The 23,212-nt window shown below is 70.3% G+C and carries 23 protein-coding genes; 10 read left to right on the top strand and 13 right to left on the bottom strand.

The window, feature by feature from the left end:
* Positions 1-57 precede the first annotated feature (57 nt).
* Positions 58-1,314, top strand: coding sequence for an MFS transporter (locus tag ACQPYZ_RS00705; RefSeq protein ID WP_433164175.1), 1,257 nt, complete (start codon positions 58-60; stop codon positions 1,312-1,314).
* A 93-nt stretch (positions 1,315-1,407) separates the two neighbouring features.
* Here ACQPYZ_RS00705 and ACQPYZ_RS00700 read toward each other — a convergent pair whose 3' ends face one another.
* Complete coding sequence (locus tag ACQPYZ_RS00700) at positions 1,408-1,881, bottom strand: nitroreductase/quinone reductase family protein (protein WP_433164173.1); 474 nt, start codon at positions 1,879-1,881, stop codon at positions 1,408-1,410.
* Positions 1,882-1,993: 112 nt separating this feature from the next.
* On the opposite strand from ACQPYZ_RS00700, the gene ACQPYZ_RS00695 reads away from it, so the two are divergent.
* Entirely contained in the window at positions 1,994-2,686 is a 693-nt protein-coding gene (locus ACQPYZ_RS00695) for a TetR/AcrR family transcriptional regulator (protein ID WP_433164171.1), read from the top strand.
* Here ACQPYZ_RS00695 and aat read toward each other — a convergent pair.
* The gene (gene aat, locus ACQPYZ_RS00690; RefSeq protein ID WP_433164169.1) at positions 2,679-3,344 is read right to left on the bottom strand and encodes a leucyl/phenylalanyl-tRNA--protein transferase; all 666 of its coding nucleotides are present in this window, start codon (positions 3,342-3,344) and stop codon (positions 2,679-2,681) included. The two genes, ACQPYZ_RS00695 and aat, sit on opposite strands and share 8 nt — an antisense overlap.
* Positions 3,345-3,492: 148 nt before the next feature.
* Between aat and ACQPYZ_RS00685 the strand changes: the two genes are divergently transcribed.
* The 3 genes from ACQPYZ_RS00685 to ACQPYZ_RS00675 all read left to right on the top strand — a co-directional run bounded on the left by ACQPYZ_RS00685 (position 3,493) and on the right by ACQPYZ_RS00675 (position 6,757).
* Positions 3,493-5,436, top strand: coding sequence for a heparinase II/III domain-containing protein (locus ACQPYZ_RS00685; protein ID WP_433164168.1), 1,944 nt, complete (start codon positions 3,493-3,495; stop codon positions 5,434-5,436).
* 126 nt (positions 5,437-5,562) lie between these two features.
* Entirely contained in the window at positions 5,563-6,258 is a 696-nt protein-coding gene (locus ACQPYZ_RS00680; RefSeq protein WP_433164166.1) for an EcsC family protein, read from the top strand.
* Positions 6,259-6,397: 139 nt separating this feature from the next.
* Positions 6,398-6,757, top strand: coding sequence for a VOC family protein (locus ACQPYZ_RS00675; RefSeq protein ID WP_433164164.1), 360 nt, complete (start codon positions 6,398-6,400; stop codon positions 6,755-6,757).
* 65 nt (positions 6,758-6,822) lie between these two features.
* On the opposite strand, the gene ACQPYZ_RS00670 is transcribed toward ACQPYZ_RS00675, so the two are convergent.
* The 3 genes from ACQPYZ_RS00670 to ACQPYZ_RS00660 are packed head-to-tail and all read right to left on the bottom strand — an operon-like array spanning position 6,823 to position 9,376.
* A complete protein-coding gene (locus ACQPYZ_RS00670; RefSeq protein WP_433164162.1) occupies positions 6,823-7,317 on the bottom strand; it encodes a DUF1269 domain-containing protein in 495 nt (164 codons plus the stop codon).
* Positions 7,314-8,408 carry a hypothetical protein gene (locus ACQPYZ_RS00665; RefSeq protein ID WP_433164160.1) on the bottom strand — a complete coding sequence of 365 codons (1,095 nt, stop codon included), beginning with the start codon at positions 8,406-8,408 and terminating at the stop codon, positions 7,314-7,316. The genes ACQPYZ_RS00670 and ACQPYZ_RS00665 overlap by 4 nt, the downstream gene beginning before the upstream one ends.
* Positions 8,409-8,449: 41 nt before the next feature.
* Positions 8,450-9,376, bottom strand: coding sequence for a hydroxymethylglutaryl-CoA lyase (locus ACQPYZ_RS00660; RefSeq protein WP_433164159.1), 927 nt, complete (start codon positions 9,374-9,376; stop codon positions 8,450-8,452).
* Positions 9,377-9,438: 62 nt separating this feature from the next.
* Between ACQPYZ_RS00660 and ACQPYZ_RS00655 the strand changes: the two genes are divergently transcribed.
* On the top strand, positions 9,439-10,086 hold the full coding sequence (locus ACQPYZ_RS00655; RefSeq protein ID WP_433164157.1) for a GNAT family N-acetyltransferase: 648 nt from the start codon (positions 9,439-9,441) through the stop codon (positions 10,084-10,086).
* Positions 10,087-10,258: 172 nt separating this feature from the next.
* On the opposite strand, the gene ACQPYZ_RS00650 is transcribed toward ACQPYZ_RS00655, so the two are convergent.
* The 3 genes from ACQPYZ_RS00650 to ACQPYZ_RS00640 are packed head-to-tail and all read right to left on the bottom strand — an operon-like array spanning position 10,259 to position 13,292.
* Positions 10,259-11,047 carry a metallophosphoesterase family protein gene (locus ACQPYZ_RS00650; protein WP_433164156.1) on the bottom strand — a complete coding sequence of 263 codons (789 nt, stop codon included), beginning with the start codon at positions 11,045-11,047 and terminating at the stop codon, positions 10,259-10,261.
* 56 nt (positions 11,048-11,103) lie between these two features.
* Positions 11,104-12,408 (bottom strand): hypothetical protein, encoded by a 1,305-nt coding sequence (locus ACQPYZ_RS00645; RefSeq protein ID WP_433164154.1) that lies wholly within the window; start codon positions 12,406-12,408, stop codon positions 11,104-11,106.
* A gap of 11 nt (positions 12,409-12,419) precedes the next feature.
* Complete coding sequence (locus tag ACQPYZ_RS00640; protein ID WP_433164153.1) at positions 12,420-13,292, bottom strand: hypothetical protein; 873 nt, start codon at positions 13,290-13,292, stop codon at positions 12,420-12,422.
* 233 nt (positions 13,293-13,525) lie between these two features.
* Here ACQPYZ_RS00640 and ACQPYZ_RS00635 point away from each other — a divergent pair, with 233 nt between their 5' ends.
* The 3 genes from ACQPYZ_RS00635 (at position 13,526) to ACQPYZ_RS00625 (ending at position 17,126) form a co-directional block, all read left to right on the top strand.
* Positions 13,526-14,701: an IS110 family transposase gene (locus ACQPYZ_RS00635; protein WP_433157307.1), complete on the top strand. Its 1,176-nt coding sequence runs from the start codon at positions 13,526-13,528 to the stop codon at positions 14,699-14,701.
* A gap of 134 nt (positions 14,702-14,835) precedes the next feature.
* Positions 14,836-15,387: a MarR family winged helix-turn-helix transcriptional regulator gene (locus ACQPYZ_RS00630; RefSeq protein WP_433164151.1), complete on the top strand. Its 552-nt coding sequence runs from the start codon at positions 14,836-14,838 to the stop codon at positions 15,385-15,387.
* 92 nt (positions 15,388-15,479) lie between these two features.
* Entirely contained in the window at positions 15,480-17,126 is a 1,647-nt protein-coding gene (locus ACQPYZ_RS00625) for a molybdopterin-dependent oxidoreductase (RefSeq protein ID WP_433164150.1), read from the top strand.
* Positions 17,127-17,150: 24 nt separating this feature from the next.
* On the opposite strand, the gene ACQPYZ_RS00620 is transcribed toward ACQPYZ_RS00625, so the two are convergent.
* From ACQPYZ_RS00620 to ACQPYZ_RS00600, 5 genes are all read right to left on the bottom strand, one after another.
* Positions 17,151-18,683 (bottom strand): hypothetical protein, encoded by a 1,533-nt coding sequence (locus ACQPYZ_RS00620; RefSeq protein ID WP_433164148.1) that lies wholly within the window; start codon positions 18,681-18,683, stop codon positions 17,151-17,153.
* A gap of 91 nt (positions 18,684-18,774) precedes the next feature.
* Positions 18,775-19,464, bottom strand: a complete 690-nt coding sequence (locus tag ACQPYZ_RS00615) for an N-acetylmannosamine-6-phosphate 2-epimerase (RefSeq protein WP_433164146.1) — start codon at positions 19,462-19,464, stop codon at positions 18,775-18,777.
* The gene (locus ACQPYZ_RS00610) at positions 19,461-20,351 is read right to left on the bottom strand and encodes an N-acetylglucosamine kinase (protein WP_433164145.1); all 891 of its coding nucleotides are present in this window, start codon (positions 20,349-20,351) and stop codon (positions 19,461-19,463) included. Before ACQPYZ_RS00610 ends, ACQPYZ_RS00615 begins: the two co-directional genes overlap by 4 nt.
* A gap of 77 nt (positions 20,352-20,428) precedes the next feature.
* On the bottom strand, positions 20,429-21,073 hold the full coding sequence (locus ACQPYZ_RS00605; RefSeq protein ID WP_433164143.1) for a hypothetical protein: 645 nt from the start codon (positions 21,071-21,073) through the stop codon (positions 20,429-20,431).
* A 126-nt stretch (positions 21,074-21,199) separates the two neighbouring features.
* A complete protein-coding gene (locus ACQPYZ_RS00600) occupies positions 21,200-21,940 on the bottom strand; it encodes a GntR family transcriptional regulator (RefSeq protein ID WP_433164141.1) in 741 nt (246 codons plus the stop codon).
* Between the two features lie 127 nt (positions 21,941-22,067).
* Here ACQPYZ_RS00600 and ACQPYZ_RS00595 point away from each other — a divergent pair, with 127 nt between their 5' ends.
* Positions 22,068-23,201, top strand: a complete 1,134-nt coding sequence (locus ACQPYZ_RS00595; protein WP_433164140.1) for an FAD-dependent monooxygenase — start codon at positions 22,068-22,070, stop codon at positions 23,199-23,201.
* Positions 23,202-23,212: the final 11 nt, after the last annotated feature.

Below are 23,212 nucleotides of genomic sequence, written 5' to 3'. Positions count from 1 at the left end.
CGAGCGTTGCCTCAGCGAAGAAGGCTGCCCAGCACCGACGACAGAGAGGTGTGGCTGATGACCGCGCGGGCGTGGGCCGATCGCAACTTCCGCCGGCTCTGGGCCGGTTCGAGCGCGTCCTGGTTCGGCGCCGAGATCGGCGAGCTCGCCCTGCCGCTGCTCGCGCTGATCACCCTGTCCGCGACCCCGGGCGAGCTGGGCGTGCTGCGGATGATGCAATTCCTGCCGTTCCTCCTGGTCACGCTGCCCGTCGGCGTCCTCGTCGACCGCTGCCGCAGACGGCCGCTGATGATCGGCGCGGACCTGGGCCGATTCGTCCTCATCGCCGCCGTCCCGGCCCTCGTCTGGCTCGGCGCCGCACGGATCGAGTTGGTCTACGTGCTGGTCTTCGCCGCCACCGTCCTCACCGTCGTCTACCAGCTCTCCGACTTCGCGTTCCTGCCACGCGTGGTCGAACCGGAGCTGCTGCTCGACGCCAACAGCAAGCTGACAGCCACGCAGTCGGCCGCCGAGATCGGCGGCAAGGGTCTTGGTGGCCTGCTCGTCCAGGCTCTCACGGCACCGTTCGCCGTACTGTTCAATGCCGCCGGCTACCTGCTCTCCGCCGTCGCCGTCGCCCGGATCGACGTCGACGAACCTGTCCGGCGCCCACCCCACCGATCAGCTCGGCGCGAGGTCGTGGAGGGCATCCGCATCGCCGTCCGCAACAAGTACCTCCGCCCACTGGTCGCGGAGTCCACGACCTACAACCTCTTCTTCGAGCTCTTCCTGGTCGGCCTGATGGTCTACACCGTCCGCGAACTGGGCATGAGTCCGGCCCTGGTCGGCCTTGCCTTCACCATCGGCGCGGCCGGCACCTTCCTCGGCGCGTGGTTCGGCGCGCGGGTCGCCGGGCGATTCGGCTACGGCCGCGTCCTGCTCGTGACCATCTTCGTGGGCAACACCGCATCCGTCGCGCTCGTGCTGATGAACGACCAGGCGACCGCGATGACGATCCTGTCCTCGGTATTCTTCCTGATGGGCCTCGGCACCGGCATCGCCACCGTGCACGCGACCAGCCTCCGCCAGACCGTCGTCCCGGACGCACTGCAAGGACGCGTCAACGCCGCCTACCGGATGGTGTCCTGGGGTGCCGTCCCGATCGGCGCCGGCCTCGGCGGCCTCATCGCCGGCCAGTACGGCGCCCGCACAGCAGTGCTCGTCGGGGCACTCGGCATCCCGATCGGAACCGTCTGGATCGCGGCATCGGCGATCCCCCGCGTCCGCTCCATCGCCGACGTCGAGCCGGAACCGTCCCCGGAAGCACCCCGATGACGGCCGCCAGGCCCGACCGCCGACGGCGCCGCCGGCCGCGGCACTCCGTACAGTCCGGGTTCAGGCGGGGTGGGCACTCCGTACAGTCCGGGCTCAGGCGGCGTGGATCTTGAACACGGGGACGCCCGGGGCGATGTGGTGGAGGGTGGCGTCCGGAGAGTTCTTGGTGACGTCGCCGCTGAAGAACGTTCCGACCTCCCAGGCCCACTTCTTCAGGTAGAGGCGGAGTACGTCGGTCTTGTCCGGGTCGGCGACCTCCTCGGCGCGGAAGGTCTCGACGGTCCGGCCCAGCTGGAGGCGGCCCTCGGGGTTCACCCGCAGGTTGCGGACCCACTGGGTGTGGCCGCGCGGCGCGACCAGGTAGCGCTGGCCGTCGATGACCAGGAGGTTGACCGGCGTGCTGCGCCAGTCGCCGGTCTTGCGGCCGCGGACGGAGAGCACCCGGCTGCCCATCAGGCTGATGCCGAGCTTGGTCAGCCGGGCGACGATCCGGTTGAAGACCCGCATGCTGCCCTCGGCGGCGGTGATCACGCGCTTGCTGTCGTAGGTCTGCTTGTACTCCGGCATCATCGTGTCCTTCACGGTTTGCGAGAGCGGTGCTCTCTGTTGTGATCAGTGAACACGGAAGCAATGCTCACTGTCAAGAGCACTGCTCTCGATTCTGTGGCAGACTGCTGTCATGAACGCCGGACGCACCGCACGTGAGAGGGCCAGGGCCGAGCTGACCGAGGAGATCAAGACGATCGCCCGCCGCCAACTCGCGACCGAGGGCGCCGCAGACCTGTCGCTGCGCGCGATCTCCCGCGAACTGGGCATGGTGTCGTCGGCGATCTACCGCTACTTCCCGAGCCGCGACGACCTCCTCACCGCTCTGATCATCGACGCCTACAACGCCCTCGGCGAGGCAGCGGAGGCCGCAGGCGAGCCTCTCCAGGACCGGCCAGTCGACGCGTGGCCGGCGATCTGCGCAGCGGTCCGGGACTGGGCGCGCGCCAATCCGTACCTGTACGCGTTGATCTACGGGTCACCGATCAGCGGGTACCAGGCACCGCAGACGACGGTGCAGCCGGCCAGCCGGGTCCCGATCCTCCTGCTCGGACTGCTGGATCGCGCCCATGCCGACGGCTCGCTCGTCGTACCACCGGACGCTCCGGAGCCGGACGGCGTACTGGCTGAGCAGGTGCAGGTGCTCGTCGCGTTGGCGCCCGGAGTTCCACCACCGGCGCTGGTGCGCACGGTCATCGTGTGGACGCAGTTGTTCGGGATGATCAGTTTCGAGTTGTTCGGGCAACTGGTGGGGTCGATGGATCCGGCGGATGCGTTCTTCGAGTCCGCGACCCGGCAGATGGCTGCTTTCGTCGGCCTCAGGTGAAGGCCTTGGGGAGGGGGAGGGTGACGGCCTGCTCGACCCGGCGGACGTAGGTTTCGCGGGGGATCGAGACGGCGCCGAGGGTGGCGAGGTGGTCGGTGACCCATTGGATGTCGAGGACGCGCTGGTCGGCGTACTCGTCGTCGAGCAGCTCGATCAGCCCCGCCACGGCCGCCTTCGAGCCGTCGGTCTTGTGGTGGAACATCGACTCACCGGCGAACAGCCCGCCGATCGCGACGCCGTACAGGCCGCCGGCGAGCTCGTCCCCGTCCCAGGCCTCGACCGAATGCACCCAGCCGAGCCGGTGCAGCTCGGTGTACGACGCGATGATGCCGCGGTCGATCCAGGATCCGGGCCGGCGTGGGTCCGCGCACGCGCGGATGACCTGGTCGAACGCGGTGTTCACCCGGATCTCGAACTTGCTCCGCGCCCGCCGCACCGACCGGGACGGCCGGTAACCAGCGACCTCGATGATCCCGCGGTCGACCGGCGACCACCACAACAGCGAGCCCCGGTGGTCGGGCATCGGGAACAGCCCGCGGCGGTACGCCTCCAGGACGGTTCCCGGCTGCAGATCCGCGCCACCCGCGACGATGTCACTCGTCCCGGCGACCGCCACCGGCGGAAAGTCCCACACAGAAGCAGCTGGCTCGACAGGCACACCACCATCCTGGACCACTCCTCCGCCGCCGGCGCACCCGCTACCCCGATTCACCGAGCGCCCGGCAGGTCGTGGTTCCTCGCGCCGCCGGAAGTGTGAGACAGTCGTCCAGCACATCACCTGCGACTCGGGGGCGGGTCCGGAATAGGTGGGGGAATTCTTGATCAAGGGACTACTTCTGGCTGCCCTCGTGGCGTCCGGCCTCGTCACCGTGAGTGCCGGATCGGCTACGGCGTCCTCACCGGGGATCGCCGTCCAGCCGGATCTCCCCGAGCCGGCCGGCGCGCAGTTCGTGGCCGGGAGCAACAACGTGGTCGCGGCGACGGCCGCGCCGGCACGCGACATCACCCGGCGACCGGCCGCGCGCGCCGCCGCGGCCGGCACGTACACGTGCTCCGGCTTCAGCTCGGTCGACGACGCCACGCCGGTCGAGTTCCTCTACCAGGACACCTGGGCCTGGGGCGGCTTCGCGCCGTACAAGGTGGGTGACGGCACCGGGAACGTCAACTGGCGGCTCAACCCGTACAAGAACCCCAGCTGGTACATGTGGCTGCACTCGCTGCGCTGGCTCGGCCAGGGCATCATCGCCGGCAGCGAGGGGAACCTGGACGCGCTGGCGCGGGTCAGCGCGATCGCCCGCGACTGGACGCAGGACAACCCGTACTCGTGGAAGAGCGACATCGGCGCGTGGGAGTCCACCATGCACCGGACCAACGTGCTCATCTGCGTCCGGCAGGCCGTCCTGTCCGGGCTCGGGGTCGCCGAGCTCCCGGCGGAGTACGCCTGGCTCGACAAGTCGCTGATCGACCACGCCACGTTCCTGGTCAACAACTGGAGCGGCGCCTGGAACCACGGCACCGACGAGAGCCTCGCGCTGTTCGGCGTCGGCTGCCTGCTCAACCGCACGGACTACCAGGATCTTGCCCAGCAACGGCTGGCCGCGGGCATCACCACCTCCATCGACCCCGAGGGCTCGACCAACGAGCAGTCGACCGCGTACGCGCAGTTCAACTACTCCCTCTGGGGCCGTGCCATCACGGTCCTCCGGGACTGCGGCGCCGACCCCGGTACGACGATCTCGTCGCGCCGGGAACTGTTGGCGAAGTGGCTCGCGCTGGCGACGAACTCGCTGGGCAAGCTGCACCAGATCGGCGACTCCGAGGTGGTGAACACGGCCGCGTCCGTCGGTACGCCGACCGAGTACGCCGGCTCGCTGGGGACCAAGGGCATCGCTCCCGCGGACCGCGTCGGGACGTACTCGGCCGGCTACGTCTTCGGCCGCACCGGCTGGGGTGAGACCCGGTCGTTCGCGCAGGAGTCGACGTACAGCGTCCGCTTCGGCCCGCGCCGGGCACTGCACGGGCACAGCGACCACACGTCCCTCACCTACACCGCCCGCGGCCGCGACATCCTGATCGACAGCGGGCACGCCGGCTACCAGACCGACATGTGGCGGACGTGGGCGAAGAGCCCGTTCGCGCACAGTGTGATGACCACGCCGCTCTCGGCCGACACCGCTCCGGCGACCACACTGACCAGGTCGCTGATCAAGCCGAACGCCGACTTCTACGAGTTCACTGACGTACCGGGCGCCGGGATCAGCCGGACTCGCGCCGTCCTCGTGCTCAAGGACCCGGACGTCGTCGTCGCGCTGGATCGCGGGGCGTCGAAGACGGCACAGCAGTTCCAGACGCTCTGGCACCTGCCGTCGGACCAGCAGGCGTCGGTGTACTCGCGGACCACGGCCCTGGCGATGAAGCCGGGCGAGAACACCCGGACGATCCTGTTCCAGGTGCCGTACAAGCAGGCGTTGCCGCCCGGCGCGATCCTGCTCAAGCAGGCGCAGACCGCCCCGATCCAGGGCTGGCACTACCCGACCATCACCGCGCGCAAGTCCGCGCCGACGCTGATGTTCGCGCGGTCGGGATACTCCGCCTCGATCCTGTCGTTCATCGCCCCGGTCCGGGCCTCGGGCGCGGTCACGTACGCCACGCGCTGGGTCGGTACGACGTACGTCGTCGACCTGACCGTGGCCGGCGTGCGGACCTCCGTCGGCATCACCGCCGGAGGATCGCTGGTCCGCCTGGCCTGACCGCTCGGCCGCCTCCACGGCGACTCCAGGAAAGGCCAGGGATTCTCCCGAGTGGCGGTGTTCCCGGAGCCACGTAGAGTTGAAGCACGCCCAGCCTCCGAGGCGGGGAGGGCGGGAAGGAGCACCGTGGCCGGAGTAGCCAGGTTCGTCGCGAGCAGTCTCGCGCCCGCCGCACAGCGATTCGCCCCGCAGGCCGCGGCGGGTGTGTTGCGTCAGGTTCTCGAGATCGCGATCGACGGGTACCAACGCTTCCCCGGCGCCGAGCAGGTCGCCGAGGCGAAGCTCGCCAAGTCGTCCGGTGACGCGCAACTGGCTATCGACGCCGTGATCGACCAGCACATCCGGCTGGCCGGGGTCCAGGGCTTCGTCACCAGCATCGGCGGACTCGTCACGCTCCCGGTCGCCCTGCCGGCGAACCTGACCGGCCTCGCGATCGTCCAGGCCCGGATGGTCGCCGCGATCGCGCACCTGCGGGGGTACGACCTGGACGACCCCCGCGTCCGCACCGCGGTGATCACCTGTCTGCTCGGCGAGGACGGTGTGACCGACCGGCTGAAGAAGTCGAGCCTGCCGACCTCGCCGCTCGCGATCGCCACCGCGCCGGTGTTCGACCCCGAGCTCGACCGCCAGGTCGCGGGCGAGGTCGTCGCCGAGCTGATCGCCCGGATCAGCGGCAAGCGGATGGCACTCACCGTGACGCGGCGGGTGCCGCTGCTCGGGGGCGCGGTCGGCGCCGGCGTCGACGGCTGGTCGACGTACCGGATCGGCGAGTACGCCGACAAGAGCCTGGTCCGCCGAATCCGCCGCCCCATCGAACCGTGACCCCGGCCACCGATCGAGCCGTCTCCCCGGTCAGCAGTCATGCCGTCGTCCCCGGCTGCGGTCGTGCCGTGGTCCCCGGCTGCGGTCGCGCCGTGCGGGTGGTGACGAGGCGGTGGTAGCGCCGTTCTGGGGGCCGACGTTGGACTGTCCGGAGCCGTTGGAGCTGGCCGAGTTCTACCAGCGGGTCGCCGGCGGGGAGCTGACCGTCGTTCACGAGAACTTCGTGGAGCTGCGGTTCGAGAGCTTCAGCCTCGGTTTCCAGCGGGACCTCAACTACCGGGCGCCGACCTGGCCGGATCCGCGGGTGCCGCAGCAGTGCCACCTCGACTTCAGCACCGCCGACCTCGACGCGGAGGAGGCTCGCGTGATCGCGGCCGGTGCCACGCCGACCGCCGTACAGCCGGAACCGTCCAGCTTCCGAGTCTTCCTCGATCCGGCGGGCCACCCGTTCTGCCTGACCACCTGGCGTACGCCGGCCGGACCGCCCGAGTCCCGCTGACCGCCGGCCCTCACCACGCGGGCTGACCGCCGGCCCTCATCACGCGGGCTGACCGGCGGCGGTGGTCACTGGGTGGGCTGGGTCAGGGCGGCGATGAGGCGGCGTTCGTCGTGTTCGGTCCAGGTGGTGCGGATGATCTCCGGGGAGAGTGGCCTGAGCTCCGCGATGGCCTTGTCGCCGTCGATCACCGTCCGGACCACGAGCAGAAGGGCGGCGTGGCCGGGCGTGAGGGTCGCGCGGAGGTCGCGGACGAACTTGGCGTTGAGGATCTCGGCGGAAACCTTCCCGCCGACGGCCCCCGCAGCGGCGCCGACCGCAGCAGACAGCACAGGGACGAGCAGCATCAGGCCGATCAGCCCGCCGCTGGCCGCGCCGGCGACGGCCCCGGCAGCTGTCAGCCGGAGCGGGTGCATCAGATCGACCTCGCCGTCGTCGCGGCGAAACGCCACGGCGGCGCCGCCGAGCTCGAGTGCGCCGCCGGCCTCCAGTTCGGTGGCCCGGCGGTGGGCTTCTTCGGCCGATGCGAGATCAGGGAATCCGAGGACGATCAGGTCGGTCATGATTCCTCTCCGGTCAGCGGGCGCGGGGTGACCGCGGTGGTGGCGCGGTACTCGGAGACCGGGTGGTACCGGTCGTACAGCGTGGTCAGGATGCTGAACAGGAAGATGAAGAACAGTGTGTCGACCAGCGACAGGTCGCCGCGCCGGAGCAGCAGGTCGGCGATCGTGACCAGGACGACGTTCGTCGCGAACACGACGCCGAACGACATCGCCGCCGAGTCCCACGACCGCCCGCGCCGCGCCGACCACAGGCCGATCGCGGAGTTGATCACCGCGTAGACGGCGATGCTGACGAAGATCTGCAGGTCGGTCGCCCGGACCCCAGGCAGCACGTTGCCGAAGATCACGCTGATCAGGCCGATCAGGAAGATCTTCTCGACCGCCGCCGAGTCGAACACCTTCCGGTGCGCGGCCTGGAACGCGGCCCGCTCACTCGCGTCGTCGATCTCCGTCGGCAGCGGGTCGGCCGTCAGCTTCCACGTCCAGTCGGGCCGCGGCAGCCGCGGGCGGACGACGATCAGCAGGATCGCCACCAGACCGAGTACGGCGGCCGCCAGCAACGGCCCGAACCACGTCGTGTCCGCCATCAGATCGGTGACGTCGAGCTGCGCGATGTGGATCCAGTACTCCTGCGGCAGTTTGATGACGAGCCAGATCCCGGCCGCGACCAGCAGCCAGAACCTGACGTCGAACCGGGCCGGGTTCCACCGCGACCGGACCGCCTCGTAGGCGATGAAGAAGTACTCGAACGTGTTCGGGAACACCAGCAGGAGGAACCGCAGCCCGGTCACTTCGAACAGCACCACGCCGGCCTGCCGGAAGAAGAACAGGAACCGGCTGATCCCGACCGCCGCCCGGCTGGTCCAGTTGCGCAGGCTCGCGAGGTAGGCCACGGACAGGTAGAACACGTCCATCGCCTTGTCGTAGCTCTGGTAGAACGGCGGGTCGAAGCCGAAGGCCTGGAAGATCGTCTGGTCGACCCCGTCGAGCAGGAGGCACCCGATGATCGCGGGCAGCGGGAACTGGGGGATGAGCAACGGCAGGGCGAACCGCGCCAGCACCACAGCCCAGAACACCACTTCGACGCTCATGCCACCCCCGGCCCAGTCCTCCGACGGTAGCCCACCCCCTCTCAGCCTGCGAGGGCTTGGACCACGCGGCTCGGGGAGGGCTTGCCGAGTTGCCGCGCCATCCAGGTGCTGGTCGCGACCAGCTTCTCCAGGTCCACGCCGGTCTCGATGCCCAGACCGTCCAGCTGCCAGAGCAGGTCCTCGGTGGCCAGGTTGCCGGTCGCGCTCTCGGCGTACGGACAGCCGCCGAGGCCGCCGGCCGAGCTGTCGACCGTGGTGACGCCTTCGCGGAGAGCCGTCAGGGTGTTGGCGAGCGCCTGGCCGTACGTGTCGTGGAAGTGCACGGCCAGCTTCTCCACACCGACCCCGGCCGCCCCGAACGCCTCGAGCAACGCGCTCACCTGACCCGGTGTCGCGACGCCGATCGTGTCCCCGAGGGACAACTCGTGGCAACCGAGCTCGACCAGACGCACGCCGACCTTCACGACCTGATCGATCGGTACGTCGCCCTCCCACGGGTCGCCGTAACACATCGACACGTACCCGCGGACCGCCAACCCCTCGCCCAGCGCCCGCTGGACCGTCGGCGTGAACATCGCGAACTGCTCGTCCAGCGTGGAGTTCAGGTTCTTCGCGGCGAACGTCTCCGTAGCGCTGGCGAAGATCGCGATCTCCCGGACGTTCGCGGCCAGCGCGCGGTCGAGGCCGCGTTCGTTCGGCACCAGGACCGGCGCCCGGACAGCGTCCGGTAGGTCGAGCGCCGACAGCAGCTCGGCGGCGTCGGCCAACTGCGGGACCCACCTCGGATGGACGAAACTCGTGGTCTCGATGGTGGTCAGCCCGGCCTCGGCGAGCCGGCGGATGAACTCCGCCTTGACCGCGACGTCGATGACCGCCGACTCGTTCTGCAACCCGTCGCGCGGGCCGACCTCGTAGATGGTCACCCGGTCGGGCAGTCCGTCGGTCCTCACCAGTTGCGGCTTCCGCATGTGTCGCCTCCGTCGCGTCAGTGGATCGAGCCGTGCAGGGGTCTCCTCCACAATGGCTCGTGATGACAACTCTGGCTGACATTCTGCGCGGGATCGAACGCGGCGTCTTCCCGGCCCCGGACCTGAGCCTCACGGTCGTCCCGGCGCCGTCGCCGCGGGAGGCGTGTGTGGCCGCATTCACCGGGCACATCGTGGTCGCCGCGGACGTCGACCCGGCCTGGGTCGCCGCGCGGGTGCCGCCGGGAGACCTGTCCGCCCCGACCAATCCGCCGTTCCTGTCCGCCCTGGAGGAGCGCACCGGCCGCCGGGTCAACGCGATCGACGCGATGCTGCTCGCCCCGGCTCTCACCGATCCCGACGAGCGCTCCGAAGCGACCGCCGGTCTCATCGAGCTCGCCGACCACGTTCATCCGCGCGTCGAACGCGCCCTGCGGTACCGCAACGACGTCCGGGTGTACGTCGACCCGTACGGCGGCCTCGTGCTCACGGGCCGTGGTCTGGCGGATCGCCTCGAGTGTGCGCTCGAAGTACCCGAAGGCTCCCGGGGCGTGGGCCACGGTCGCCGGCTCGCTCGGGCGGCCCGTGCGCTGATCCCGCCGGACGCGCACATCTGGGCGCAGGTCACTCCCGGTAACGCCGCGTCGTTCCGGGCGTTCCTGGCGGCCGGCTACCAACCGGTCGGCTCCGAAGCGCTCCTGGTCGATCACTAATCGTTGCTCTAGGCATCGACTACCCCTGCCTCGCACGTCGGCCGGGTCGGGGAACCGGCCTGGACCCCCGAGCGCATCCACAGCCTGTGGACAACCTGGGGATAGTTGCTTGTGGCCCCGAAGTCGTCCCGGGCTTGTTCACCGTGCCGTTGCCGAAGGTTCGTGTCCAGGCTCACGACGGGCAGGACCGCCGGTGGTACGTCGGGGACGTGCCGGCGTAGAGGTCGCCCCGGTAGACGCCCTCGATGATCTCGGACTCGTAGCCGTCGAGCTCCGGCATGCCGAGCTCGCGGGCGACGTCGAGCTCGGCGCGCGCGTCGTACGGCACCCGGACGAACTGGATCGAGAACGGCGCCGGCTCGGGCGACTCCGGCACGCCCTCGAGGATCACGTAGACGGGCGTCGGGTCGCTCAGGCTGTTGCCGACCGAGCCGATGTTGAACAGCGTGCGCCCGAACTCCGACTCGTAGAACGGGTCGTGGGTGTCGGCGTACCCGACCACGTCCGGGATGGGGCCGTCGCCGGTGGCGTCGGTGTTCGCGAACATGCCGACGTACTCCGCCTCGTCGTGGTCGAACCGCACGCGCCGGTGAACGCTCGTCGACGACGCGTGGAAGAGGCGGAGCTGCCGGCCGCTCAGGCGGAAGTCGTGGCAGAACGGGAGCGCGCGCAGCCAGGTCCACTGGTCTTCGCGCAGCTCCTTCTTCCACCAGCGCAGGGCTTCGGTGTCGTATTCGCGATCGGGGTCGGGCAGGAAGTCGTCCCAGTTGCCGAGGATGTTCACCTCACACACCTCGCGGCATCGGTCGACCACCTCCTGCCCGCGCGGCCCCTTGCCGACGTAGTCGCCCAGGTTGAAGATCCGCTCGATCCCCCGCCCCTCGATGTCGGCCAGCACCGCCTCCAGCGCGGTCAGGTTGCCGTGAACGTCCGAGATCAACGCGATCCGCTCCAACCCCATACCCGCCATGCTGTCATCCTGTCCCACCCCACTGACAAGCGGCGCGGAGGACGGGGTCACCGGCTGCCGCTGGGGCCGGCGGGTTCGGGGATCCGTTCGTGGGCGGTGGAACTGCCGGACGAACTGGACCGGCTCTTCGAGGACGAGCGCCCGCGCGAGCCGCCACGAGCCATCGGGCCGTACGACGACGTCGGCGTGACCGAGCCACCACCCGACTCCCCGGCCGAGTGCGACGCGGCCCCGGCCAGACCACCCGCCGCCTTGCGAGCCCCGTTCACCGCGACCCCCGCGGCCCCGAGCCCCACACTGGCCGCCGCACCAACCGTCTTGGCACCACTCGCACCGCCACCCCCACCACCGGACGACCCGCCACCGCCCGAAGACCCACCACCGCTCGAAGACCCACCACCGAAGACCGACCGCCCCACGCTGATCGCCCCGGTCGCCAGCCCACCCGGATCAGCCACCGAACTCCCCATAGCCGACCCCCCACCCGCCACAGCCGCCGTCACCGGCACCAAGAACCGGAGGAGCGCGGGCAGAGCGAAGATCGCCAGCAGGAGCATCATGACTCCGGTCATCGCCTGAATCACGCTGTCGACCGGGCCGAACAGGCTCTGGCTGCTCAGCTTCAGGGCCGCCGCGTAGATGAGTGCGGCCGCCGGCTTGTAGGCGATGAACGCCAGTGCCCAGCCGCAGTACTTCTTGAACCAGTTCCGGCCCATCTCGGTGTTGGTCGCCGCGGCCGCCAGCGGAAAGGTTCCGGCGAGCAGGACCAGCATTGCCGACCGCACCAGCATCAGGACGATCTGGATGCATGACGCGATGATCACCGCGCCGTACATGCTGATGGCCAGCAGGGTCGGCACCGAGTCGGAGACGAGACGGATGGTCGTGCCGTCGCGATCGACCTCGCCACCGAAGGCGCTCGTGAGCGACGGTTGGTCCTGCGCGTGCTTGACGATGTAGACCGCGAAGTCGTCCGACCAACTGGTGAGCAACTGCAGGAACGCCGCGCCCGCCGCGCTGACCGCGACGAAGATCAGGGTCGCCTTGATCAGCTCCTGAAGCGGTCGCGCGCGGTGCTCCCACGCGGTGCGCATGCCGGCGATCAGGATCGCGATCACCAGGACTCCCGCCGTCACGGTCACCAGTTGATCCTGCAGGTAGCCGACTGTCTTGCTGTCGACCCAGGTCTCGCCGTGTTCCTGGGCCAGGGTCGGCGACTTGGGCACGATCCAGAAGGTTGCCGCGGAGTGCAGGGAGCTCAGGGCCGCCTCGTTGGAGCCCTCCCGCAGTAGATCAAGGGCGTTGGTCGCGACGGACTGGAAGCCCTGCTTGATGTGGCAGCCGATTTCCATTTTTCCGCACATCAGATTCCGCTCCAGCGGGTGAAGTCGGCCAGGTCGCGGTGCTGGGCGAACGGGGCGCCGACGGGTTGGCCTGGGGATGGGGGTCGGAGGCGCCAGTCGTCGCCGTACCAGACGAGGGTGAGGGTGGCGCTCATGTACGCCGACTCGACGGGGAGGGCGAGCATGACGGTGACGCGGTCGGTGCCGTTGTCGAGGACGCGGAAGCCGGCGACCTGCGTGGGCGCCGATCCGGAGGAGTCGGACTCGGACTTCAGCTCGCGGATCAGGGCGTCGGTGTCGGGGCCGGGGACCATGAGCTTGCGGGCGGTCGGGATCGCCTGGCGGTGGTCGGAGATGGCGGCGATCACGTTGTAGGCGGCGTACACGGCGCCGGTGGGTGAGTGGGCGAAGCAGCGGCGGAAGCCGTCGGGGTCGGTGGTCGCGGGCCCGAAGGTCGACGAGCGCGGTACGACGACGTGGCGGCTGACGTCCCAGCCGTCCGCGACCGGGGGCTTGCTGGGAACGGTCTGGTCACCCGCCGGGAGCGAGCACCGCCAGCCCGCCGCCACCGGCCGAGCAGACCGGTCCGAGCCGGCGCCTGGGCCGGCCGAGCCCGTGCCGGGGCCGGTTGAGTCAGCGCCGGAGCCAGGCGTCGCCGGGTCGGCTCCGGGGGTGGCCGGGTCGGTGCCGGGGGCCGGCCGGCCGTTGCCGGGGTCGGTGGGGTCGCCGAGGTTGGTGGTCGTTCGGGTTGGGTTGGCGGACGACGTACTGGAAGAGTCCGAGGTGAGGCCGGTGATGAGGAGGAGGGCGCCGCAGAGGAGGACGGCGGCGACCACGATGGAGGCGGCGACGAACCCGCGGCCGTAGGGTGACTGGTCCTCGTTGTCGTTCATCGCGCTCCCCGATCCGTTGGCCGAAAACCTGACGCACCAAGGCTGGCAAAAATCGCCCGACCGCCGCGGAAGTTATCCACATGGATGATGTGCTTGCCGGCCGGGTGACCCAGTTATCCACCGTCACCCCGAGCGGGGTTGACTTTTGCCTGATCTGTCTTTGGCCGGCGAGCTGCACGCACCGGCCGGACGGAACGTGACCTGATAGGAGCCTGTCTCAGAGGCCCGTCCATGTGCTGTCCGCCCAGCCGGCGGTGCGTGCCGTCCGTACCGGTTCGCAGATGGAAAGGACGGCTGTCTCTACGATGACAGACCCGATCAGCACTACCCACTTCGCCGTCACCGACATCGCGGGGCCAGGTCAGGTTGTCGGCGGGGTCGACACCCACCTGGATACCCACACCGCGGCGTGTGTGGATCATCTCGGCCGGCTGCTGGCCCATGCCCAGTTCCCGGCCACCACCGCCGGAGAGAAGCGGCTGCTGGCCTGGTTGGGCGGCCATGGCGAGCTAGCTGCGGTGGGGGTGGAGGGCACCGGCAGCTACGGCGCCTCACTGGCGCGGCTGCTGACCGCCGAACACGTGCAGGTGGTGGAGGTGTCGCGGCCGAACCGGCAGACCCGCCGCCAGCGCGGCAAGTCCGACCCGATCGACGCCGAGGCCGCGGCCCGCGCGGTCTTGGCCGGCACCGCGACCGGCGCGCCGAAGACCCGCACCGGTGTGGTGGAATCCATCCGCGTCCTGCGGGCCACGCGCTCCGGCGCGGTCAAGGCCAGAACCGCCGCGACCAACACGCTCAAGCACCTGGTCGTCACCGCCCCCGAGCCGCTGCGCAGCCAACTCGCCAGCCTGCCCACCGACCAACTCCTCGAGCACGCCATCGCGCTCCGCCCGGCGACCGATCCGGCCGACCCGGTCCAGGCCACCAAGACCGCACTGCGCCGCCTCGCCCGCCGCTGCCAGCACCTCACCGAGGAAATCACCGACGCCGACACCCAACTCCGCGCCCTGACCCGCCACACCGCACCCGCGCTGCTCGAGCGCTGCGGCGTCGGCCCCGAAACCGCCGGCCAGCTGCTGACCACCGCCGGCGACAACCCCCACCGCCTCCACAGCAACGCCGCCTTCGCCGCGCTCTGCGGAACCTCCCCCGTTGCCGTCGCCTCCGGCCGCACCCACCGCGTCCGCCTCAACCGCGGCGGCGACCGCCACGCCAACTCAGCCCTGCACACCATCGTCTTGGTCCGCATGCGCCACCACGAACCCACCCGCGCCTACGTCACCCGACGACGCGCCGAAGGCAAAACCACCAAAGAAATCATGCGCTGTCTCAAACGCGCCCTGTGCCGAGAACTCCTACCCCTCATCACCCAAGCCCTCACCCCGAACTTGACACCCGGCGCTCTATAGGAGCATCAGGCACCCGCCCGGCAGGCGGAACCGCCCGGCGGTTACGCTCAGGTCGCTTGCGGTTCCGGGTCGATCCGTAGCCGAAAGGTCACCCCGTGTAGCGAAGTGACCTAGTCAGCTAATAGAGTCCGCGCATGACCATCGCGCCTTCGCTTTGCTCGCCCCTAGCGCTCGCCGATGCAGAACCCACTCGTGCCGCCGAACCCTGGGAAAGCGACGTGATCACCGCGTACGGCCTGCTGCGTGAAGCAGCGGCCGAACTCGATCACGTGATGCGCCATTCCCTCAAGCGCAGTGGTCTGCAAATGGCAATGTTCGAACTGCTGCTGCGGCTCGCCCGCAGCCACGGTGAGAAACAGCGTCTTACGTCCCTCGCCCGGGAGCTGACCGTCACCACCGGCGGCATCACCCGGCTGGTCGACCGCGCCGAGAACCTCGGTCTGGTGCGCCGGGAGCCCTGTCCCGACGACGCCCGCGGTTCGTTCGCGGTCCTCACCGAGGAGGGGAAGCGGCGGCTGCGGGAAGCACTGCCGGACCACCTCCTGGAGATCGACAGCCTGTGGATGTCGCAGCTGGCCGACGAGCGGGAGGTCGTGCTCGGCAAGCTTCGCCGGGTCCGCGACAACGCCCGCCGCTGGCCGAACGGCCGGCCGAACCTCGGGCCGATCGCTCCCGAACGGATCTGACCCACCCCGACAACTGAACAACCGCATTACCCGCGACTAACGGATGGGGCGCTCGACTGGTGTCGGGCGCCCCGCCGCGTAATCGTTGAGAGGTGAACCAAGCCGATCAGTCCCCACCACCGGGCCGGGGCGCGACGGACGTCAAGCACGGCTACGACCGTGTCGGCCTCGGGTACGACGCCGGTCAGGGCGGGGACCCGTCGGGACCAGGCGGGACGGACACCCGCGGCTGGCGGGACGCCGTGTGGTGGCGAGCAGCCGTCGGCGGGGTGCTGGCAGCGCTGGCCGGGTTGGCCGCGGGCAGTGTGGCGGCGGGTCTCCTCGGGACCAGGCAGACACCGGTCGTCGCGATCGGATCCGCGTTCATCGACCGGGTCCCGCCGTGGCTGAAGGACCTCGCGATCGCCTGGTTCGGCACCAACGACAAGACCGCGCTCCGCGTCGGCATCCTCCTCGTCGTCAGCGTGCTCGCTGCCGTCGGCGGAGTTCTCGCCGTACGTCGCTATTGGGCCGGTGCCGCGATCACCGTCGTACTGGCGGGAGTGGCAGTCGTCGCGGCCGCGACGAGACCGGACAGCGGGCAGACCGGCTTTGTGCCGTCGGCAGTCGCCGGTGTCACGGCGCTGCTCATCCTCAGGCTGTTCGCCCAACGACTCGCGCCACTCGTCGACAACCCTGCGGACGGAGTCAGCCGACGCGGGTTCCTCCAGCTCTCAGCCGGCGTGGCGATCGGATCCGCCGCGATCGGCGCGCTCGGACGGGTCGTCGGCGGGAACCGCGCGGCCGTCGCCGAGGCGCGGGAGGCGCTCAACCTGCCCAAGCCGCCGACGCTCGATCCGCCGGCCGGGGTGCAGGCCGAGGGAGCGACGCCGTGGGTGACGCCGAACGCCGACTTCTACCGGATCGACACCGCGCTGTCGGTGCCGCAGATCCTGCCGTCGGAGTGGAAGCTGCGCATCCACGGCATGGTCGATCGCGAGCTCGTGCTGACGTTCGACGATCTGCTGAAGCGTCAGGTCATGCACAAGTGGGTGACGCTCACCTGTGTCAGCAACGAGGTCGGCGGCGACCTGATCGGCAACGCGCTGTGGTCCGGCGTGCTGCTGAAGGACCTGCTTGAGGAGGCCGGTGCGTCGAAGGACGCGGACGCGATCAAGTCGACGTCGAAGGACGGTTTCACCGCGGGTACGCCGCTGAGCACGCTGCTCGACGATCGGCAGTCGATGCTCGCGTACGCGATGAACGGTGAGCCGCTGCCGGTCGAGCACGGGTTCCCGGTGCGGGTCGTCGTACCCGGGCTGTACGGCTATGTCTCGGCGACGAAGTGGTTGACGGACATCGAGGTGACCCGGTTCGACCTGTTCGACGCGTACTGGACGCCGCGCGGGTGGTCCGAGCTCGGGCCGATCAAGTTGTCGTCGCGGATCGACGTACCGTTCGGCAAGAAGGTGACCGCGGGCCCGGTGACCGTGGCCGGCGTGGCGTGGGACCAGCACGTCGGCGTCTCGAAGGTCGAGGTCCGGGTGGATGGTGGCCCCTGGCAACAAGCCACCCTGGCCGCGGACGCGTCCATCGACACCTGGCGCCAATGGCACTGGACCTGGGACGCCCCGCGCGGCAACCACGTCCTCCAGGTACGAGCGTTCGACGCCAAGGGCAACCCCCAGATCGAGGCCTCCGCGCCCCCCGCCCCCAACGGCTCAACAGGCCTTCACTCCGTCAACGTCCCGGTCGACTAACACCCACGCGGGGGGCGCAGGAGCTCAGGTGTTGATGAAGGTGGCTGTTCGGGTGAGGAGGGTGTTGGTGGTGGGTTGGTCGAAGAAGGTGATGAGGGCTTCGTAGGCGCCGGACTCCGCGGCGGAGGGGTCGACGATGTAGCCGTAGTAGCCGTCGGTGTAGCCGATGACTCGGGTGATGGGGTGGGTGCTGTCGGCCTGCAGGCAGGCGCCGTGGAGGGCGAAGAGCTCGACCGGGAGGTTGACCCAGCAGACGTCCCCGAGGGTCACGACGCTGATCGGCAGCTCCAGCTGGTCCGGCAGGTCGGCCGCCGCCATGAGTGACTGACCGCGCGCACCGTCCAGCCGCGTCAGCGCGATCCGACCGGACGGATCATCCACTCCACCGAGAACCCCACCAAGCACCCCGCCCGACGAATCACCCACCCCGCCACCGGCCCCACCGGAAGCACCGTTCGCTCCACCAGGCGCGCCAGTGGACGGACCATCCGCTCCACCGAGGCCGCCTGTTGCATCGTCCACCGCGCCAAAGGCCCCAGTGGACGGATCGGCCGCTCCGCCGAGGGTTCCGCCGGTTGCGTTGCCTAGGCCGGTGCGGAGGCCGGCGTAGGGGTCGGTTGGCGGGGTGTGGAGGGCGGTGGGGGTGTCGGGCGTGGGGGTCGTGTGGAGGCCGTTGCGGACGGCGGTTGCGGCGGCGGCCACCGTGGACGCTGCTTCCTCCGGTGCGGGCATGTCGCGGACCGGGAGGGTGATCGTCGTACGGCGGATGGCCGGTGCCGACTGTGGTAGCTCCAGGCCGGGGCCGCCCAGGGCCTCGCGGACCCGGGATGCGAGCAGGCCGCCGAGCCGGGCGACCTCCGCCGCACCTCGACCGCGTCGGGTGAAGCGCGGACTGACGTCGCCGGCGGCACCCTGAAGGAAGCCGACCACCGCGGGAGCCAGCGCGTCACGGGCGGCTCCGGGCCAGTCGGCGGACCACTGCAGGTTCTCCGGGCCGTAGGTCGTCGGGTGACAGGCGAAGTCGAACAGGACCGCCTCGAGCGAGCCGCCCGAAGAGTGCAGTGCGAGGATGCCGGCCGTGTTGTCGTGCGGGCCGTTTTTGCGGTGCCGGTTCGCGCCGACGCCGACGACCTCGATCGATCGCCAGGACGCGGTCACCGGCCGGCGCGGCAGGGAGGCGTTGGCCACTGCCGCGATCAATGCGTCGGCCAGCTCCGGCTCACGCTCGGCCGGGATGACCGGGTGGATCTCACCGGTCCAGCCCGACGGGCCGGAGTGGGTGTGGGAGGCGGACACGACCACGTGCGCGGGCGGGATGCCGGCCGCGGCTCCGGCGGCCGCGGCCAGGTCGGCGACCAACTCCTTGCCGACCGCGATCGCGTCCAGCGTCAACCAGAGCACGCCCGGGTCGTCCGCCGTACCGAGCCAGATCAGGGTGGCGCGGAGCGGGTCCGCGGTCCCGGTCGCGGGAGCGGTGCGGGCGGCGTACCCGTCCAGCCGGTGGCCGGGCGGTGGCGTGACGTCCAGAGAGGTCGCGGCCAGGAGGAGTTTGCTCACTTACTTACACGCTCCAGCGGTCGTGCCGGTGAAAACTTTCCGGTCCAGTCAAGATAGCTCGCCGGGACCGGCGGAATCGAGTCGGGCCGTGTCACGAACGAAGTCGCGGAGACCACGTCGGAGGTAGCGCACTCGCGAGCCGTGCGGTGATGTACGTCGGGTTGGTGATCGCGGTGCCCACGACGACGGCGTACGCACCGGCGTCGAAGACGGCGCGAACGTCTTCGGGTGTTCTGATCCTCCCCTCGGCGACCACCGGGCAATCCACCGCGGCGGCGAGTCGGCGGACCAGGTCGACGTCGGGGCCGGTCGGCGTTCGTCGGCCGGTGTAGCCGGACAGGGTGGAGGCGACCAGGTCGGCGCCGGCGTCGCGGGCGGCGAGGCCCGCGTCGAGGGTGTCGACGTCGGCGAGAACAGGTACCCCCAGGTCATCGTGGATCCGCTCGATCAGCGAGCGCAGCGGCTGCCCGTCCGGCCTCGGCCGCAGGGTCGCGTCGAGCGCGACCAGGTCGGCGCCGGCCGCGACGACCTCGGCCGCGGCTCCGTACGTCGGGGTGATGAACACGCCGGACGGGTCGCCGAGCTTGTGGATACCGATGATCGGAAGCGCCGTGACCGCCCTGATCGCCGCGACATGCTCCGGGCCGTTGGCGCGGATCGCACCGGCGCCGCCGAGCTCGGCCGCGCGGGCCATCAGAGCCATCAGCTCGGCGGAGTCGAACGGGTCGCCGGGGATGGACTGGCAGGACACCACCAGGCTGCCGGCGGGCAGCGGGGTCACGATCGGCGGTGGGTGACGATCAGGTCGGCGTACGGCCCGGGTGGATTCGTTGCCAGGCGTTCGGCGCCGTCGAGCGAGGTACCGGCGGCCGCCACGAGCTGAGCCCGCGGTGTGACGGTCGCACGCACCGGAGCCAGCAGTTGCTCGCCGGCACCCGCGAACAGCCCGCCTACGCACGCGACCGGCACAGCACCCTGCCCCGCAAGCGTTGCCACGGCCGCACCGATGGTCTCGGCGATGTCCTGAGCGGCCCGTACGACGAGGTCGGCCGCGACCGGGTCACCTTCGGCGGCGCACCGCAGTACCTCGGGAGCGAAGCGGGCGACGTCGTCGACCAGCGTGGCCGACCGGTAGAGCGTGATCGGGTCGAGTGTGGTGTCCGCGAGCTTGGTGGCCGGCCCACGACCGTCACGGGCCCGCTGTACGGCGACCAGCCCGGCGCGACCGATGGCGAACGCACTCCCGGCGTCACCGAACAGGTACCCGTGACCGTCGACCTTGTGCCACGAGCCGTCGCGATCCACGGCCAGACACACCAGACCGGTGCCAGCAGCAACCACCACGCCGTACCCGTCGGCCAACGCGCCGGCGTGCGCGGTCACCATGTCCTGGGTCAGGCGGACCTCACCGGCGTCGAGTACGTCGTCGACCTGAGCGGCGAGGCCTTCCGCGACCTCACGCACCGGTGGGAACCCGGTGAGCCCGAGTGCCACCACGTCGACCGGTCCAGCGACCTCGGCCGCGGTCGCTGCCGTCTTGATCGCGCCGAGGAGGTGGATCATGCTGCTCGGCCCGTGCACGTATCCGGGCCCTTGGCCGACCCGTCCGGTCGGAACCACCCGGAGTCTGAGGGCGGACTGGCCGCCATCGATGGCAATGCTCGTCATGCAGCGCGTCCTGTGTAAGTCGACAACCCGGCGCGGCCCAGTCTGGTCGGTCCGGCTCGCGCGGTAAAGGTGAGCGGCTAGACCAATGTGTGGGCGCGGGGCGTCGTCCGGTCCAGGAGGGACGGGACCGGTACGCCGTACAGCGGGAGGCTCGGCTGGAGCCAGTCGTTGAGGATCGGGTCCGCGTTCGTGAGGTGGTCGGTGAGCTCGGTGCGGCTGAGCTCGAAGACGTGCGCGGGGTTGCCGGTGAGGTCGACGACGGACTGCAGCAGGCAGGCGGCCTGGTCCTCCCAGAGGACGTCGCCGGGGTCGACCTGGTCGGGCCGGATCAGCAACAGGTCGACGTCGCTCTCGAGGTCACCGTCGCCGCGGGCGATCGCGCCGTACAGGCTGGCGTGCACCGGCGGGATCCGCCACGCGCTGATCTCGTCGGCGAGCCGGCTGGTGAGGGTACTGCGGAGGTCGGCGAGGAACTCCACCGCCGGGGCGACCAGGTGCTTGCGATTGAGGCGATAGAGCAACGAGTTGCCGACGTCGTCGACGTGCACCAGGCCGGTGGTCGCGAGCCGCTGGAGCACCAGGCGGACGCCGGCCACGCTGCCGGCCCCGGCCAGCTTGTGGATCTGCCGGCCGGACAGTCCACGGTCGCTGCGCGCCAGCACCTGTAGCACGGGACCGTCCAACGAGGGCACCACGGTGCTGATCGGGCTACGGAGATCCATGAGAAGGTCCACGATAGTTACTTCGTTCCCACCGAGAGTAATCATCCTTCCCGAGCAACAACTCCTTGCCTTCGGCAAGGAGTTGAAGGAAGGACGCTGCGAGGCGGAGGGTTGCCGGAGGGAGCCCTAGAGGCCGTGGGCGGTGGAGCGGGGGGTGGGGGTGGTGCGGAGTTCGGTGGTGAAGGCGTAGCGGTCGCCTCGGTAGACGGCCGAGGTGTACTCGAAGACGCGGTCGCGGCGGTCGAAGCTGATGCCGTGCACGGCCAGGCAGGGCTGGGTGCTGGGGATGCCGAGCCAGCCGGCGGTCTTCGCGTCCGGCATCACCGGCTCGATCCGCGACGTACCGCTGACGTGGTCGATGCCGTACCGGGTGCCGAGCAGGTCGTAGAGCGAGCCGTTCAGCTCCTCGGCGTGCAGACCGGGGACGTACCCGGCGGGCAGGGTCGTCCGCTCGACCACCATCGGTACGTCGTCGGCCAGCCGGAGGCGGGTGAACGTGATGATCGGGTCGCCGACCGGGATCCGCAGCCGGCGGGCGGCCGCGCGCTCGGCCCGGAGGTGGCGGAACTCGAGCATCGTGCTGCCCGGCCGCATCCCGCGCCGGCGGACGTCCTCGGAGAAGCCGATCATCCCCAGCCACTTCGCCACCTTCGGCCGGGTGGTGTAGGTCCCGCTGCCGTGCCGCCGGACCAGCAGTTCCTCGATCACCAGCTCGTCGACCGCGCGCCGCAGTGTCATCCGGGCGACGTTCCAGCGCACGGCCAGCTCCCGCTCGGGCGGCAGGGCCGCGCCCTCCGGCAGAGTGTCGATCAGGCTGAGCAGCAGCGCCCGGATCTCGGCGGCCTTCCCGGGCAGCGAACCATGCATTGGTCTTGGGTAGCACTCCGGCAGGCCGTCGGAAAGGCTTTCCACACGGATCGAAACCCTTGACCACCGACAGGTCCCGCTAGACCACTTCCGCACGGTGAAACGGCGAAGAAGTAACCTCCGCAGAATGGGGTCGGGTAAAGAAGCTTCCAGCGCAATCATCGTCGGGGCCGGCATCGGCGGCCTGGCCGCGGCGGTCGCTCTGCGCCGGATCGGCTGGTCGGTGACCGTCCTCGAGCGAGCCCCGATCATCGCCGAGGTCGGCGCCGGACTGACCGTGTGGCCGAACGCGGAGCGCGCCCTGGACGCACTCGGTGTCGACATCCGGCCGCGGGCTGTCCCGACGATCTCCCGCGGCAACCTGCGTACGCCGTCCGGCCGCTGGCTGCGGCGCAGTCACCCGGAGGACGTCGGTGTCCTCGCGATCCATCGGGCCGACCTGCACGACGTACTGCGCAAGGAGCTGCCGCCGACCGTGCTGCACACCGACGCCGAGGTGGTGTCGGTGTCGCCGCAGGGCGTGGTGGTCTGCAGGTGCGGCGGCGAGGAGAACGAGTTGACCGCGGACCTGGTGGTCGCGGCCGACGGAGTCAACAGCGTCACCCGGCGGACGCTGTGGTCCGGCGACCCGGTCTTCCAGCGCCGGACCGTGTGGCGAGGCGTGACCCCACCCGGATCGGTTTGGCCGGTGGAGGAGTCGTTGACCCTCGGCCGCGGTGTACAGGTCGGCGTACTCCCGCTCCCGGACGAACGCGTGTACTGGTTCGTCACGGCCAACGCGGACCAGCCGAACCAGTTGTACGCCGACAACCGCCGAGAGGCGCTGAACCGGGTCGGCGACTGGCACCACCCGATCCCGGCACTGCTCGCGACGACGCCCGAGGACCAGGTGCTGCACAACGACATCGTCGACATCGACCCGGTGCCGACGTACGTGAACGATCGGGTCGTCCTGCTCGGCGACGCCGCCCACGCGATGCCGCCCGATCTCGGCCAGGGCGCATGCCAGGCGATCGAGGACGCCGTCGTCCTCGCGGCCTGCCTCGCGTCGGGGGACGGCCCGCAGGGGTACGACGAGCAGCGGCGGGCGCGCGTGCACCCGATGGCCGCGGCGGCTCGCGCGTCGGTACGGCGTACGTCGAACACCGGCCTGCTGGCCCACCTGGCCGTGGCGACCGCGGCCCGGCTGATCCCGCCGGCGGCCTGGCGGAAGGCGACCGCGCAGTGGTCCGACTGGTCGCCGCCATCCCTGCCGAACTGAAAAACAAGCAT

This window comes from Kribbella sp. CA-247076, assembly GCF_050942445.1.
Taxonomy (GTDB): Bacteria; Actinomycetota; Actinomycetes; order Propionibacteriales; family Kribbellaceae; genus Kribbella.
Note: the sequence above shows the minus strand (reverse complement) of the source record. Positions and strands in the feature narration are given on the sequence as shown.

Excerpts from the sequence above, each read along its gene's own strand:
- ACQPYZ_RS00705 (WP_433164175.1), top strand. The coding sequence starts at position 58 with ATGACCGCGCGGGCGTGGGCCGATCGCAACTTCCGCCGGCTCTGGGCC.
- ACQPYZ_RS00700 (WP_433164173.1), bottom strand. The coding sequence starts at position 1,881 with ATGCCGGAGTACAAGCAGACCTACGACAGCAAGCGCGTGATCACCGCC.
- ACQPYZ_RS00695 (WP_433164171.1), top strand. The coding sequence starts at position 1,994 with ATGAACGCCGGACGCACCGCACGTGAGAGGGCCAGGGCCGAGCTGACC.
- ACQPYZ_RS00670 (WP_433164162.1), bottom strand. The coding sequence starts at position 7,317 with ATGACCGACCTGATCGTCCTCGGATTCCCTGATCTCGCATCGGCCGAA.
- ACQPYZ_RS00665 (WP_433164160.1), bottom strand. The coding sequence starts at position 8,408 with ATGAGCGTCGAAGTGGTGTTCTGGGCTGTGGTGCTGGCGCGGTTCGCC.
- ACQPYZ_RS00660 (WP_433164159.1), bottom strand. The coding sequence starts at position 9,376 with ATGCGGAAGCCGCAACTGGTGAGGACCGACGGACTGCCCGACCGGGTG.
- ACQPYZ_RS00655 (WP_433164157.1), top strand. The coding sequence starts at position 9,439 with ATGACAACTCTGGCTGACATTCTGCGCGGGATCGAACGCGGCGTCTTC.
- ACQPYZ_RS00650 (WP_433164156.1), bottom strand. The coding sequence starts at position 11,047 with ATGGGGTTGGAGCGGATCGCGTTGATCTCGGACGTTCACGGCAACCTG.
- ACQPYZ_RS00645 (WP_433164154.1), bottom strand. The coding sequence starts at position 12,408 with ATGGAAATCGGCTGCCACATCAAGCAGGGCTTCCAGTCCGTCGCGACC.
- ACQPYZ_RS00640 (WP_433164153.1), bottom strand. The coding sequence starts at position 13,292 with ATGAACGACAACGAGGACCAGTCACCCTACGGCCGCGGGTTCGTCGCC.
- ACQPYZ_RS00630 (WP_433164151.1), top strand. The coding sequence starts at position 14,836 with ATGACCATCGCGCCTTCGCTTTGCTCGCCCCTAGCGCTCGCCGATGCA.
- ACQPYZ_RS00610 (WP_433164145.1), bottom strand. The coding sequence starts at position 20,351 with ATGACGAGCATTGCCATCGATGGCGGCCAGTCCGCCCTCAGACTCCGG.
- ACQPYZ_RS00605 (WP_433164143.1), bottom strand. The coding sequence starts at position 21,073 with ATGGATCTCCGTAGCCCGATCAGCACCGTGGTGCCCTCGTTGGACGGT.
- ACQPYZ_RS00600 (WP_433164141.1), bottom strand. The coding sequence starts at position 21,940 with ATGCATGGTTCGCTGCCCGGGAAGGCCGCCGAGATCCGGGCGCTGCTG.
- ACQPYZ_RS00595 (WP_433164140.1), top strand. The coding sequence starts at position 22,068 with ATGGGGTCGGGTAAAGAAGCTTCCAGCGCAATCATCGTCGGGGCCGGC.